Genomic DNA, 14,647 nt, shown 5'->3' on the forward strand with positions numbered 1-14,647 from the left:
GCCTGCCAAGTGGTGTGGCGGGGGCGCCTGCGTCCAGCAAGCCCCCGCTGCCGCTTCGGTTTCAGGCGCCGATCAGCCGGCGTTGCTGGCCCAGCAGATTCGCCACGTCGACGATCAGCGAGACGCTGCCGTCTCCCAGTATCGTCGCACCCGAGATATTGGGGACCTTGCGGTAGTTGGTCTCCAGGTTCTTGACCACGACCTGTTGCTGCCCGACGACTTCGTCGACCCACAGCGCGGCCTTGCGCTTCTCCATCTGCACGACCACCAGGATGCCGGCGCTTGGCGTGTCCGAGCGTGGACTGATCGAGAACAACTCGTGCAGGGCCACGATGGGCAGGTACTCGCCGCGGACCTGGATCAAGGTGCCCTGGCCGCTGATATCGTGCAGGTCCGCCGGCGCCGGCTGGAAGGATTCGACCACATAGTTCAGCGGCAGGATGTAGACCTCCCCGCCGATGCGGATCGCGATGCCGTCGAGTATGGCGAGCGTCAACGGCAGCGAGATCGTGATCCGGGTGCCCTGACCGGCGATCGAGGTGATGCTTATCGCGCCACCGAGGGCGTTGATATTGCGCCTGACCACATCCATGCCCACGCCACGCCCCGAGATGTCGGTGATGATCTCCGCGGTCGAGAAGCCAGGCATGAAGATCAGGTTCCAGACCTCCTCATCGCTCATCTCAGGCTGGAGTTCCACGCCTTGGGCCGCGGCCTTGCGCAGGATCCGGTCGCGATCGAGTCCGGCGCCGTCGTCCGAGACCTCGATCACGATATGGCCGCCTCGGTGCGAGGCCGCCAGGCGTACCAGGCCGGTTTCGCTCTTGCCGGATTGGAGCCTGATCTGTGGCGTCTCGATTCCGTGATCGATGCTGTTGCGCACCAGGTGGGTCAGGGGATCGATGATCTTCTCGATCAGGCCCTTGTCCAGTTCGGTCGCGCCGCCTTCGGTCAGGAATTCGATGCGCTTGCCCAGCTTGCCCGACAGTTCATGCACCAGGCGCGGAAAGCGCGAGAAGATGAAATCCATCGGCATCATGCGGATCGACATCACCGACTGCTGCAGGTCGCGCGTGTTGCGGCCAAGCTGGCTGATGCCGCTGAGCAGCTTGCCCTGCACGACCGGGTCCAGGTCCTCGCTGTTGGCCAGGACCATGGCGTGCGTGATGACCAGCTCGCCGACCAGGTTGATCAGCTGATCGACCTTGTCGATGTTGACACGGATGGTCGATGACTCCCCGCCATGGGAGCTGGCCGCGCTGTCGCGCGAGGGCGCCGACGGCACGGGCGCGGGGACTGGCGCGTGCACTGGCGCGGGGGCGGCCTCGGGAGCGGGGCCGCTCGCGACCGTTTCGGGCTCCAGCGGCTCGAAGAAGCCGAAGTCCAGCCCTTCCGTCGGGGGCCTGGAGGGGCGTGCCGTGGGCAAGTCGGCGCCGATTCCCGGTTCGGTCGCCAGCTGCTTCAGCCGCTCACGCACCTCCAGCACCTGCGCGGCGTCCACGAAGCGTTCGTGGTGCAGGCCGTCGAGTTGCATCACGAGCACGTCCTTGGCCTTGAGCAGGACATGCCGGTGCGTCTCCGTCAGGCGCTTGTGGCCATGGCGAATCTCGTCGAGCAGGGATTCCATCACATGGGTGATGTCGATCAGCTCGGAAAAACCGAAGGTTCCCGCATTGCCCTTGATGGAGTGGGCGATCCGGAAGATCGCGTGCAGCGCCTCCATTTCGGGTGCCTGTACATCCAAGTCCAACAGCAGCGCCTCGAGCTGCTGCAACAACTCCTCGGTCTCGTCGAAAAAGATCTGGAAGAATTGACTGGTATCTATCACCATCTGGACGGCCCGGATTTCGGTCTCAACCGATCACTTTGTTGACCACCGCGATCAAGCGCTCGGGATCGAAAGGCTTGACGATCCAGCCGGTGGCACCGGCGGCGCGGCCCTTGGACTTCATCTCGTCGCCGGATTCGGTGGTCAACATCAAAATGGGGGTGCGCGCAAAGCTCGGCAGTTGACGCAGTTTCTGAATCAGCGTCAGGCCGTCCATGCGCGGCATGTTCTGGTCGGTCAGCACCAGCTCGAAATTCTGTTGTTGTGCGATTTCCAGCGCTTCCAGACCGTCGGCTGCCTCGGTGACGAGGTAGCCGGCCGACTTGAGGCTGAAACAGACCATCTGTCTCAGCGAGCGGGAATCATCGACAACGAGAATTTTTTTCATGTTGGATTGTGGTGAGCATTAAAAGAGTTCGATGTCCCCGCTGTCGAGGGTCTGCTGCCGCAGGGCCCCCTGCAGCGGCAGTTCAATCACGGTCTGTTGCGCCGACAGGGCCAGCAGGGCTTGTTGCCAGTCGGCTGTGCCACCACCCTTCAGCAGCGTGGGTTCGGCGGCGATGACGGCGCGCAAACCTTCCAGGCGCAGCGTGATGCGCTTGAGCAGCTGGTTGGTCAGGTCGTGGAACTGCAGGCCGGTGATGGCCTGGTGCACGTGCGGTGTCAGCGACGGGACATCGGCGGTTTCGTGCCGCGACAGACCCTCGCCCAAGGCGTTGAAACTCAGGTTGAGCTGGTCGACTGCCTCATCAAGCAGCTGACCGGTCTGCGCGACATCGGCACAGGCGGCTTCGAGCTGACCTTGTATGAGTTCGGAGAGGCCCTGCAAATAGTCGAGTGCCGGCTGCTGGGTAGCGTATGAACTGTTCATGTAGCTGCTATTGTTGCATCAAAAGCGCACCAGACCCCCAGGCTTGCGAAAAGCCGGTAGTGAGCCTGTTGGTCGCCTTGGAGTTTATCCGCAAACAATAGCTTTGCCCGGACCGGCAGGGCGGCCGGACGGGCAGGATCCGTCCGGCGTTCAGGTCAGGAGACGGTCAGCGCACGACGGCGATCACCTCGCGCTTGCCACCCTTGTAGGTGTAGAGCGTCAGCGCGCCGTTCTTGATGTCGCCCTTCTCGTCGAAGCTGATCGGGCCCATCACCCCTGGGTAGGCCTGGGTCCTGGCCAGTTCGGGCAGGTATTGCGACGGCTTGCTGGAGCCCGCGCGCACCATGGCGTCGACCATCACGTTGACGGCATCGTAGACATAGGGGGCGTAGAGCTTGACGTCGTCGTTGAAGCGCTTCTGGTAGCGCAGGGTGAAGTCGTCGGCCGCCTTCTTCTGTGCCCCCTCGACGCCACCGGCTTCGGCGCAGACCACCTGGCCGTCGGCCATCGCGTCGCCCGCGAGCTTGGGCAGCTCGGCGGTGCAGACGCCATCGCCGCCCATGAACTTGGCCTGGATGCCGAGCGACTTCATCTGCTTGAGCATCGGGCCGCCGACCGAGTCCATGCCGCCGAAGAACACCACATCAGGCTTCCTGGCCTTGAAGGTGGTCAGGATCGCCATGAAGTCGGTGGCCTTGTCGCTGGTGAACTCGTGGCCGATGAGATGGCCGCCAGCCGCCTTGACCGCCTTTTCGAATTCGTTGGCGACACCCTGGCCGTAGGCCGTGCGGTCGTCGATCACCGCGATGTTCTTGCCCTTGAGCTGGTTGACCGCGTAGCGGCCCAGCGTGCCGCCGAGGTGCACGTCATCGGCCACGACGCGGAAGGCGGTCTTGTAGCCCTGGCGGGTGTATTTCGGATTGGTCGACGCAGGCGAAACCTGCGGGATGCCGGCGTCGCTGTAGATCTTGGAGGCCGGGATGGAGGCGCCTGACTGCAGGTGGCCGATCACGCCATTGACCTTGGAGTCGACCAGCTTCTGAGCCGCCGCGGTGGCCTGCTTGGGGTCGCCCGCGTCGTCCTCGGCGACCAGTTCGATCTTGACGGCCTTGCCGCCGATCTTGACGCCCTTGGCATTGAGCTCCTCGATGGCCAGCCGGGCACCGTTCTCCATGTCCTTGCCCAGATGCGCGCTCTGTCCGCTGACCGGTCCGACATGACCGATCCGGACGACTTCCTGCGCGCTGACCGAGCCGAAGGCTGCGGCAATGGTAGCAAGAACGGTGAGTTTCATCTTCATTTGCATCGCATCTCCTGTTGCGTGAGTGGAAAAAATGACCTGGAGTCAGGTCGCTACCTTACATGCAATTTCCAGGCCTGCGGGCTTTGCGGGTTCAGGGTTTACCCTGAACCCGCCCTCGGCAAGGTCGAGCCGCCAATGAAAACGGCACCCGATCGGGGTGCCGTCAGTCTGCTGGGCCTGTCAGTGGCCCGTTCAGGAGGCGAATCAGGCGGCGAGCGCGCGCTCGGCCGATTCGAGCGTGTTGACCATCAGCATCGTGATGGTCATCGGGCCGACGCCGCCCGGCACCGGGGTGATCCAGCCGGCCACTTCCTTGACAGTGTCGAAATCGACGTCGCCGCAGAGCTTGCCGGCCTCGTTGCGGTTCATGCCGACGTCGAGCACGACGGCGCCGGGCTTGACCATGTCGGCGGTCAGCACGTTGCGCTTGCCGACCGCGGCGACGATCACATCGGCCTGCAGCGTCATGGCCTTGAGGTCGGGCGTCGCGCTGTGGCAGATCGTCACGGTGGCGTTTTGCTGCAGCAGCATCAGCGCCATCGGCTTGCCGACGATGTTGCTGCGCCCGATCACGACCGCGTGCTTGCCCTTGAGGTCGTAGCCAATGCTCTCGAGCATCTTCATGCAGCCATAGGGGGTGCAGGGCCAGAAGCCGGCCATGCCGGTCATCAGCGCGCCGGCGCTGGCGATGTGAAAGCCGTCGACGTCCTTGCCCGGGCTGATCGCCTCGATCACCTTTTGCGCGTCCATGTGCGCGGGCAGCGGCAGCTGCACCAGGATGCCGTGGATGCTGGGGTCGTTGTTGAGCGCCTCGACGCGGGCGAGCAGCTCGGCCTCGGTCATGCTGGCGTCGTACCTTTCGAGCACCGAATGCATGCCGGTGTCCTCGCAGGCCTTGACCTTGTTGCGCACATAGACCTGGCTGGCGGGGTTTTCACCGACCAGGATCACGGCCAGGCCGGGGGTCAGGCCCTTGGCCTTGAGTGCGCTCACGCGCTCGGACACCTGGCTGCGCAGCTGGCGCGAAAGGGCGTTGCCGTCTATCAGTTGAGCGGTCATTCTGGGGGAGACTTTCAGTTCTTGGCGGGCACCTGGCCGAGCGCGATCTTGAGCAGGTCGGCCACGGTGGCGGCGTTGAGTTTTTCCATGATGTTGGCGCGGTGCGCCTCCACCGTCTTGATGCTGATGCCGAGGTCGTCGGCGATCTGCTTGTTGAGCCGGCCGGCGACGATGCGCTCGAGCACCTGGGCCTCGCGCGAGGTCAGCTTGCCGATCAGGGCTTCGCGGGTGGCCACTTCCTGTTGCGCGGCGAAGGACTCGCGCGCCTTGTCCAGCATGCGCTCGACCAGCGGCAGCAGCTGCTCCTCGTTGAAGGGCTTCTGCATGAAATCGAGCGCGCCTTTCTTCATCGTCTCGACCGCCATCGGCACATCGCCGTGGCCGGTGATGAAGACGATCGGCAGTGGCGAGTGACGCTCGATCAGGCGGTCCTGCAACTCCATGCCGCCCATGCCGTCCATGCGGATGTCGGCGATCAGGCAGGCGACCTCGCGCGGGTCGAAGCGGCTCAGGAAGGATTCCGCCGAGTCGAAGCAGCGGACACGGTAGTCCTTGCCCTCGAGCAGCCATTGCAACGAATCGCGCACCGCCTCGTCGTCATCGACGACGTAGATCGTGCCCTTTTTCGGGATCAAACTCATCTTATTCTTTCGCAATCAGGCCGACGCTCGGCGTCGGCGTAATCGTGTCCGCATCACCCTGCGGGAGATCGGACACGGGAATCCAGAAGCTGAACTCGCAGCCCACGATACCGTCCGGATTGTAGAGGTTTCGTGCCTGCAGCCTGCCGTGATGGGCCTCGACGATGGAGCGGCAGAGCTTGAGGCCGATGCCCATGCCCTCGGCCTTGGTGCTGTAGAAGGCCTCGTAGATGCGCTCGAGCATCTCGGGCGGCACGCCCTGGCCGGTATCTTGCACGCAGAATTCCACCACCGGGTTTTGCTCGACCAGGCGCTGGCTCACGCGCAGCTCGACCTGGCGCTGCGCCGGCGGGCGCTGGGCCTGCTGGATCGACTCGCCGCCATTCTTGATCAGGTTGATCAGCACCTGCTCGATCAGGATCGGGTCGACCATCAGGGCGGGCAGGCCGGCGGCGAGCTGGGTGTTGAGCCGGATCTGGTGCCGGCGCAGTTCGAGCTCGGCCAGCTCGGTCGCGTCGCCCACCATCTGCGCGACGTCGGAGGGGGTCACGTTGGGCTCGCTGCGCTTGACGAAAGCCCGGATGCGCTGGATGATCTGGCCGGCGCGCTGGGCCTGCTTCATGGTCTTCTCCAGCGCGCCCAGCAGGTCCTCCTCGCTGATCTGCTGGCGCCTGAGGCGCGAGATCATGCCGCTGCAGTAGTTGTTGATCGCGGTCAGCGGCTGGTTGAGCTCATGCGCGACGCTCGACGCCATCTCGCCCATGGTGATCAGGCGGCTGGCGGTCTGGGCGCGCTCGGCCTGCTGCGCGCCGAGCTCCTCGGTATGCCGGCGCGCCGTGATGTCGCTGGCGATCACCATCTGCGCCATCCGGCCGTCGACCCAGGTCAGGTAGCGCGTGCGCACCTCCAGCCACTTCTCCAGCTCGGGCAGCCAGACCTCGGCGCTGCTGCCCATGGCACTGGTCGAGGGGGTGTCGTCGGTCTCCGCCTCGGGCGGGCGCGGGGCGAGGCAGGCCAGATCCAGCAGCTGGCGGTGCCCGTCGCCGCGCGGCCCGAGCCAGGTGCGGTACATCTTGTTGGCGAACAGCAGTTCCACGCTGCCCAGCGGGGTGACCGAAATGGCGGTATCCAGGCTGTCGAGCACGGTCGCGAAACGCTCGTAGGACGCGCCGAGTTCCTCGCGCACGCGCTTGGGCTCGGTGATGTCGGTGATCGAGGTCATCCAGCCGGTCTGGTGTCCATCGGGAGCGATCAGGGGCGAGATGTACATGCGCCCGTGAAACAGGCTGCCATCCTTGCGCTGCAAGCGCATCTCGAAGCCCCTGGGCGAGTAGTGTCCGTTGAGTTCCTCGTGCAGGATCTTCCACATGGCCTCGTGATCCTCCGCCGGCCAGTAGGGGTAGGGCGGTTCGGTATTGACCAGGTCCTGCTCGTCCCAGCCCGTCATGCGGCAAAACGCCGGATTGACGTAGGTGATGCGCCCCTTGAGGTCCAGCGCGCGCATGCCGGTCAGCATCGAGTCCTCCATGGCGCGCCTGAAATTGGTTTCGGACAGCAGGGCTTGCTGGGCCTGGATCCGGCGCCGCGTGTGGCGCCAGTTCGCCAGCAGCATCCAGACCGTCAGCAGGCTCAAGGCACCCAGGGTCCAGAACAGCGCACGGCCGGTGCCGTCCTGCGAGGTCCGGTAGGCCTGCGCCTGCAGCGAGAGGCTGGCGGCCTCCGGGGCCAGCATCACGCGGTGCGCCGGTGGTTTCATGGCCCAGGGCAGGCGGCGCAGCGTGCTGCGGGCGGCATCCTGCCTGACGCCCGCCAGCAGGCTGCCGTGCTCGTCGATCAGCGCCACCGCGTAGCGGGCCAGCGTCTGTTGCGGCACGGCCTGGCGCAGCAGCTCCTCGTAGGAAAACTCGGCCAGCAGCACCCCGTAAAACAGCTCGCGGCGCGTCAGCGGCAGCGCCAGCAACAGGGACTTGCCGCCCTGCGGGCCGAAATCACCCTGCACGAAGACCGGCATGAGCTGGTGGCGGGCCTGCTCGAAAGCGGACCTGCGCGCCGCGCTCGCCAGCGCGTTGCGGGCTTCGTGGTCAGGTGTCTCCTGGGCATCGGGCGCCACGCGGGATGCCATCACCACGGCGTTCGATCCGATCCAGCTCACGCCGGACAGCTCGGGGTACTGGCTGATCAGGATCTCGCCCTGAAAGTTGAATTCGAACTCGCCTATCCGGTGCTGCACCAGGTCCTGCGCGATCGCCAACAATTGTTGGCGCCGGTCCTGCAGCCGCTGGCGCAGCTGGAGCTGGGCGTATTCGACGTCCCTGACCACCGCCTCCCGTTCGCGCTCCTGCTCCTCGAGCTGGAAGTAGACCATGGCCGCCAGGATGGCGGCCAGGAAGACGAGGACCGAGACGGCGGGACCGAAGGTGGCGATGCGGGACTGGCGCATCGGAGACAGGCCGCGCCACCAACGGCGCCAGTTCTCCAGCATGCGGGTCCGCGAAGTCGCAGGGTTCTTTTCTATTGACATCAGTCGGAAGTCTAAGCGAGTCTCTGCTCACATGAGATCCGGTCATGCCAGCCATGAAATTTCATAATACAAAATCAGCATGCATGACTTGAAAAATTAATAAAAGGATGTAAAAATCAGCAGGATTCAAGTACACCACTTACCCCTTCAACCCCAAGGAGACCCCATGTCTGAGAGTCAACAGCTGCCGCAGAGCGGTATCGTGAAAGATGTCGACGTTCAAGAAACGCGCGAATGGATGGATGCACTGAAGGCCGTCATCGGCCAGGAAGGCGCCGAGCGCGCCCATTTCCTGATCGAGCAACTGCTGGAAGAGGCGCGCGCCAGCGGCATCGACCTGCCGTTCTCGGCCAACACCGCCTACGTCAACACCATTCCTCCCGAGCAGGAGGCGCGCTGCCCCGGCAACATCGAGATCGAGGAGCGCCTGCGCTCCTTCATGCGCTGGAACGCGATGGCGATGGTGGTCAAGGCCAACCGCCACAACCCGGAAGACGGCGGCGACCTGGGCGGCCATATCGGCTCCTTCGCCTCGCTGGCCAGCATGTTCGGCGCCGGCTTCAACCATTTCTGGCATGCCGAGAGCGAGAACCACGGTGGCGACTGCCTCTACATCCAGGGCCATGTCTCGCCCGGCGTCTACGCGCGTGCCTATCTCGAAGGCCGCCTGACCGAGGAGCAGCTGCTCAACTTCCGCCAGGAAGTCGATGGCAAGGGCCTGTCGAGCTACCCGCATCCCAAGCTGATGCCCGAGTTCTGGCAGTTCCCGACCGTCTCGATGGGTCTGGGCCCGCTGATGGCGATCTACCAGGCCCGCTTCCTGAAGTACCTGCACGCGCGCGGCATCGCCAACACCGAAAACCGCAAGGTCTGGGTGTTCTGCGGCGACGGCGAGATGGACGAGCCGGAATCGCTGGGCGCGATCGGCCTGGCCGCGCGCGAAGGCCTGGACAACCTGATCTTCGTGATCAACTGCAACCTGCAGCGTCTGGACGGCCCGGTGCGCGGCAACGGCAAGATCGTGCAGGAGCTCGAAAGCGAGTTCCGTGGCTCCGGCTGGAACGTCATCAAGTTGCTGTGGGGCAGCGAGTGGGATTCGCTGCTGGCGCGCGACAAGGACGGCGCGCTGCGCAAGCTGATGATGGACACCGTGGATGGTGACTACCAGAGCTTCAAGGCCTTCGACGGCGCCTATGTGCGCAAGAACTTCTTCGGCCGCGATCCGCGCACGCTGGAGATGGTGTCGCACATGACCGACGACGACATCTGGGCCCTGCGCCGTGGCGGCCACGATCCGCAGAAGGTGTTCGCCGCCTTCGACCGCGCCGTCAAGCACCAGGGTCAGCCGACCGTGCTGCTGGTCAAGACCGTCAAGGGCTACGGCATGGGCAAGGCCGGCGAGGCCAAGAACACGGTCCACCAGACCAAGAAGCTGACCGACGACGACATCCGCTACATGCGCGATCGCTTCAACATCCCGATCCCGGACAGCGAGCTGGCGCAGATCCCGTTCTACAAGCCGGCCGACGACACCCCGGAAATGCAGTACCTGCACGAGCGTCGCAAGGCACTCGGCGGCTACCTGCCGCACCGCCGCACCAAGGCCGACGAGAGCTTCACCGTGCCGGCGCTGGAGAACTTCAAGGCCGTGCTCGAGCCGACCGCCGAAGGCCGCGAGATCTCGACCACCCAGGCCTATGTCCGCTTCCTGACCCAGCTGCTGCGCGACCAGGCCATCGGCCCGCGCGTGGTGCCGATCCTGGTCGACGAGGCGCGCACCTTCGGCATGGAAGGCCTGTTCCGCCAGATCGGCATCTACAACCCGCTGGGCCAGCAGTACACCCCGGTCGACCGCGACCAGGTCATGTACTACAAGGAAGACAAGGCCGGCCAGATCCTGCAGGAAGGCATCAACGAAGCCGGCGGCATGAGCAGCTGGATCGCGGCGGCCACCTCGTACAGCACGTCGAACCGGATCATGATCCCGTTCTACGTCTACTACTCGATGTTCGGCTTCCAGCGCATCGGTGACCTGGCCTGGGCGGCCGGCGACATGCAGGCGCGCGGCTTCCTGCTCGGCGGCACCTCGGGTCGCACCACGCTCAACGGCGAAGGCCTGCAGCACGAGGACGGCCACAGCCATATCCTGGCCGGCACGATCCCGAACTGCGTCTCCTACGACCCGACCTTCGCGCACGAAGTCGGCGTGATCCTGCATCACGGCATGAAGCGCATGGTCGAGCGCCAGGAGAACGTGTTCTTCTACCTGACCCTGCTCAACGAGAACTACGCGATGCCGGGCCTGACCGCCGGCACCGAAGAGCAGATCATCAAGGGCATGTACCTGTGCAAGCCGGGCGCCGAAGGCGACAAGCGCGTGCAGCTGCTGGGCTCGGGCACCATCCTGCGCGAGTCGATCGCGGCCCAGACCCTGCTGGCGACCGACTGGGGCGTGCAGGCCGACGTCTGGAGCTGCCCGTCGTTCAACGAGCTGGCCCGCGACGGCCAGAACGCCGAGCGCTTCAACCTGCTGCACCCGCTGGAAACCCCGCAGGTGCCGTTCGTGGCGCAGCAGCTGGCCGCTCATGCCGGTCCGGTGATCGCCTCGACCGACTACATGAAGAACTATGCCGAGCAGATCCGCCCCTTCCTGCCCCAGGGTCGCAGCTTCAAGGTGCTGGGTACCGACGGTTTCGGCCGCAGCGACTTCCGCAGCAAGCTGCGCGAACACTTCGAGATCAACCGTCACTTCATCGTGATCGCCGCGCTCAAGTCGCTGGCCGACGAAGGCAAGCTGCCGCTGGCCAAGGTCGCCGAGGCGATCACCAAGTACGGCATCGACGCCGACAAGGTCAACCCGCTCTACGCTTAAATCAGAGAGACACAACATGGCAATCATTGAAATCAAGGTCCCGGACATCGGCGACTTCGACGAAGTGGCGGTGATCGAGCTGCTGGTCAAGCCCGGCGACAGCGTCCAGGCCGAGCAGAGCCTGATCACGGTCGAGAGCGACAAGGCCTCGATGGAGATCCCGTCCTCGGCCGCTGGCGTGGTCAAGGAGCTCAAGGTCGCGCTGGGTGACAAGGTCAAGGAAGGCTCGCTCGTGCTGCTGCTGGAAGTGGCGGGCGAAGCGGCCGTGGCCGCACCGGCTGCCCCGGCTCCCGCAGCCGCCGCTCCGGTCGCCGCCGCGCCCGTGGCCGCTGCGACCGCCGGCCCGGTCGAGGTGCGCGTGCCCGACATCGGCGACTTCAAGGATGTCGCGGTGATCGAGGTCTTCGTCAAGCCCGGCGACAGCATCAAGGTCGAGCAGAGCCTGATCACGGTCGAGTCCGACAAGGCCTCGATGGAGATCCCGTCGAGCCACGCCGGCGTGCTCAAGGAGCTCAAGGTCAAGGTCGGCGACACCGTCAACATCGGCGACCTGCTGGCGATCCTGGAAGGTGCCGCTGGCGCTGCCACCCCGGTGGCCGCACCCGCTGCAGTTCCGGCTGCCGCACCGATCGCAGCTGCGGCTCCCGCCGTGACTCCGGTCGCCGCTGCTGCTGCAGTCGCAGCCGCCCCGGCGCACAACCCCACCGCCACCCCGGCGCTGGGCCTGCCGCACGCCTCGCCCTCGGTGCGCAAGTTCGCCCGCGAGCTCGGCGTGCCGCTGGAAGAGGTCAAGGGCAGCGGCGCCAAGGGCCGCATCACCGAGCAGGATATCCAGGCCTTCACCAAGGCCGTGATGGCTGGCAGCGCGCAGACCAAGGCCATCGCCGCCGTGGCGCCCAAGGCCGCCGCGGCTGGTGGTGGCTCCGAGCTGGGCCTGATCCCCTGGCCCAAGGTCGACTTCGCCAAGTTCGGTCCGGTCGAGCGCAAGGAGATGGGCCGCATCAAGAAGATCAGCGGCGCCAACCTGCTGCGCAACGCCGTGATGATCCCGGCCGTCACCAACTTCGATGACGCCGACATCACCGACCTCGAAGCCTTCCGCATTTCCACCAACAAGGAAAACGAGAAGTCGGGCGCCAAGGTCACCATGCTGGCCTTCCTGATCAAGGCCTGCGTGGCCGCGTTGAAGAAGTTCCCCGAGTTCAACAGCTCGCTCGACGGCGACGCGCTGATCTACAAGCAGTACTTCCACATCGGCTTCGCCGCCGACACCCCGAACGGTCTGGTCGTGCCCGTCATCAAGGACGCCGACAAGAAGGGCGTGCTGCAGATCAGCCAGGAAATGGGCGAGCTGGCCAAGAAGGCGCGTGACGGCAAGCTGGGTCCGGCCGACATGAGCGGTGCCTGCTTCACGATCTCCAGCCTGGGCGGCATCGGTGGGCGTTACTTCACGCCGATCATCAACGCGCCCGAGGTCGCGATCCTGGGTGTCTGCAAGAGCGAGATCACGCCGAAGTGGGACGGCAAGGCCTTCCAGCCGCGCCTGATGCTGCCGCTCTCCTTGACCTGGGACCACCGCGTGATCGACGGCGCCGCTGCCGCTCGCTTCAACGCCTTCCTGGGCCAGATCCTGGCGGACTTCCGCCGCGTGCTGCTCTGATGCGACACAGGGCGGGGCGGGGTCGAACCGCGTCCTGCCCGCTACCGATTAGGAACAAGAAATGGCACTGATTGATATCCAAGTCCCGGACATCGGCGACTTCGACGAGGTGGCGGTGATCGAGCTGCTGGTCAAGCCGGGCGACCGCATCAAGGCCGAGCAAAGCCTGATCACCGTCGAGTCCGACAAGGCCTCGATGGAGATTCCCGCGTCGCATGCCGGCGTGGTCAAGGAACTCAAGGTCGCGCTGGGCGACAAGGTCAAGCAAGGCACGGTCGTGCTGGTGCTCGAAGCCGAAGGCGCCGTGGCGGCTCCGGCAGCGGTCCCGGCTCCGGCCGCTCCGGCTGCAGTCCCCGCCGCTGCGGTCGTGGCCCCGGCCGCCGCCAGCTTCGGCGGCAGCGCCGACCTCGAATGCGACCTGCTGGTGCTGGGCGCCGGCCCCGGCGGCTACTCGGCCGCCTTCCGCGCCGCCGACCTCGGCCTGAAGGTCGTGATCGTCGAGCGCTACGCCACCCTGGGCGGTGTCTGCCTCAACGTCGGTTGCATCCCGTCCAAGGCGCTGCTGCATGTGGCGGCCGTGATGGACGAGGTCTCGCACCTGGGCGCCCTGGGCGTCGATTTCGGCACCCCGACCGTCAACGTCGACATGCTGCGCGGCCACAAGGAAAAGGTCATCTCCAAGCTGACCGGCGGCCTGGCCGCGATGGCCAAGATGCGCAAGGTCACGATCGTGCGCGGTCTGGGCTCCTTCGTCGGCGCTAACCACGTCGAGGTCGAGGAGACCAGCGGCCAGGCCCAGGAAAAGACCGGAGCCAAGAAGGTGGTCGCCTTCAAGCGCTGCATCATCGCCGCTGGCAGCCAGGCCGTGCGCCTGCCCTTCATGCCGCAGGATCCGCGCGTGGTCGACTCGACCGGCGCGCTGGCGCTGCAAGGCGTGCCCAAGAAGATGCTGATCGTTGGCGGCGGCATCATCGGCCTGGAGATGGGCACCGTCTACTCCACCCTGGGCGCGCGCCTGGACGTGGTCGAGATGATGGACGGCCTGATGCAGGGCGCCGACCGCGACCTGGTCAAGATCTGGCAGAAGATGAACGCCAAGCGCTTCGACAACATCATGTTGAAGACCAAGACGGTTGGCGCCGAAGCCACCCCCGAAGGCATCAAGGTGCAGTTCGAGGGCCTGGACGGCACCAAGTCCGAAGGCGTCTACGACCTGGTGCTGCAGGCGGTGGGCCGTACGCCCAACGGCAAGAAGATCGCCGCCGACAAGGCGGGCGTCGCCGTCACCGACCGTGGCTTCATCAACGTCGACATCCAGATGCGCACCAACGTGCCGCATATCTTCGCGATCGGCGACATCGTTGGCCAGCCGATGCTGGCGCACAAGGCGGTCCACGAGGCCCATGTGGCGGCCGAAGTGATCGCCGGCGAACTGCAGGGCAACAAGGAACTGGCATCCGCCGCCTTCAACGCCCGCGTGATCCCGTCGGTGGCCTACACCGACCCCGAAGTGGCATGGGTCGGCTTGACCGAAGACCAGGCCAAGGCCCAGGGCATCAAGGTCAGGAAGGGCCTGTTCCCCTGGACCGCCTCGGGCCGCGCGATCGCCAACGGCCGCGACGAAGGCGTCACCAAGCTGCTGTTCGACGACGGCCCGGAGGCGCATGGCCACGGCAAGATCCTGGGCGGCGGCATGGTGGGCACCCACGCCGGCGACATGATCGGCGAGATCGCGCTGGCGATCGAGATGGGCGCGGACGCGGTGGACATCGGCAAGACCATCCACCCGCATCCGACGTTGGGCGAAAGCATCGGCATGGCGGCGGAAGTCGCGCACGGGTCGTGTACTGACCTGCCGCCGCAGAAGAAGTGAGGCGCTGAAGCGCGAGAGT

The 14,647-nt window shown here is 65.4% G+C and carries 10 protein-coding genes; 3 read left to right on the top strand and 7 right to left on the bottom strand.

All coding sequences use genetic code 11. The features are described from left to right. Positions 1 to 61 precede the first annotated feature (61 nt). From PHR85_RS04250 to PHR85_RS04280, 7 genes are all read right to left on the bottom strand, one after another. Positions 62 to 1,831 (bottom strand): chemotaxis protein CheW, encoded by a 1,770-nt coding sequence (locus PHR85_RS04250; protein WP_300050869.1) that lies wholly within the window; start codon positions 1,829 to 1,831, stop codon positions 62 to 64. Positions 1,832 to 1,853: 22 nt separating this feature from the next. Beyond that, complete coding sequence (locus PHR85_RS04255; RefSeq protein ID WP_300050871.1) at positions 1,854 to 2,216, bottom strand: response regulator; 363 nt, start codon at positions 2,214 to 2,216, stop codon at positions 1,854 to 1,856. Between the two features lie 18 nt (positions 2,217 to 2,234). Continuing rightward, positions 2,235 to 2,699 (bottom strand): hypothetical protein, encoded by a 465-nt coding sequence (locus tag PHR85_RS04260; protein WP_300050873.1) that lies wholly within the window; start codon positions 2,697 to 2,699, stop codon positions 2,235 to 2,237. A gap of 166 nt (positions 2,700 to 2,865) precedes the next feature. After that, complete coding sequence (locus PHR85_RS04265; RefSeq protein ID WP_300051200.1) at positions 2,866 to 3,993, bottom strand: branched-chain amino acid ABC transporter substrate-binding protein; 1,128 nt, start codon at positions 3,991 to 3,993, stop codon at positions 2,866 to 2,868. A gap of 213 nt (positions 3,994 to 4,206) precedes the next feature. Beyond that, positions 4,207 to 5,061 (bottom strand): bifunctional methylenetetrahydrofolate dehydrogenase/methenyltetrahydrofolate cyclohydrolase FolD, encoded by an 855-nt coding sequence (gene folD / locus PHR85_RS04270; protein WP_300050875.1) that lies wholly within the window; start codon positions 5,059 to 5,061, stop codon positions 4,207 to 4,209. Positions 5,062 to 5,075: 14 nt separating this feature from the next. Next, entirely contained in the window at positions 5,076 to 5,702 is a 627-nt protein-coding gene (locus PHR85_RS04275) for a response regulator transcription factor (protein WP_300050877.1), read from the bottom strand. Between the two features lies 1 nt (position 5,703). Next, positions 5,704 to 8,184, bottom strand: coding sequence for a PAS domain-containing sensor histidine kinase (locus tag PHR85_RS04280; RefSeq protein ID WP_300050879.1), 2,481 nt, complete (start codon positions 8,182 to 8,184; stop codon positions 5,704 to 5,706). Positions 8,185 to 8,389: 205 nt separating this feature from the next. Here PHR85_RS04280 and aceE point away from each other — a divergent pair, with 205 nt between their 5' ends. The 3 genes from aceE (at position 8,390) to lpdA (ending at position 14,628) form a co-directional block, all read left to right on the top strand. Further along, positions 8,390 to 11,095: a pyruvate dehydrogenase (acetyl-transferring), homodimeric type gene (gene aceE / locus PHR85_RS04285; RefSeq protein WP_300050881.1), complete on the top strand. Its 2,706-nt coding sequence runs from the start codon at positions 8,390 to 8,392 to the stop codon at positions 11,093 to 11,095. Between the two features lie 16 nt (positions 11,096 to 11,111). After that, positions 11,112 to 12,755: a dihydrolipoyllysine-residue acetyltransferase gene (gene aceF, locus PHR85_RS04290; protein WP_300050883.1), complete on the top strand. Its 1,644-nt coding sequence runs from the start codon at positions 11,112 to 11,114 to the stop codon at positions 12,753 to 12,755. Between the two features lie 61 nt (positions 12,756 to 12,816). Continuing rightward, a complete protein-coding gene (lpdA, locus tag PHR85_RS04295) occupies positions 12,817 to 14,628 on the top strand; it encodes a dihydrolipoyl dehydrogenase (RefSeq protein ID WP_300050886.1) in 1,812 nt (603 codons plus the stop codon). Positions 14,629 to 14,647 lie beyond the last annotated feature (19 nt).

This window comes from Malikia sp. (genome assembly GCF_028687635.1).
Taxonomy (GTDB): Bacteria; Pseudomonadota; Gammaproteobacteria; order Burkholderiales; family Burkholderiaceae_C; genus Malikia.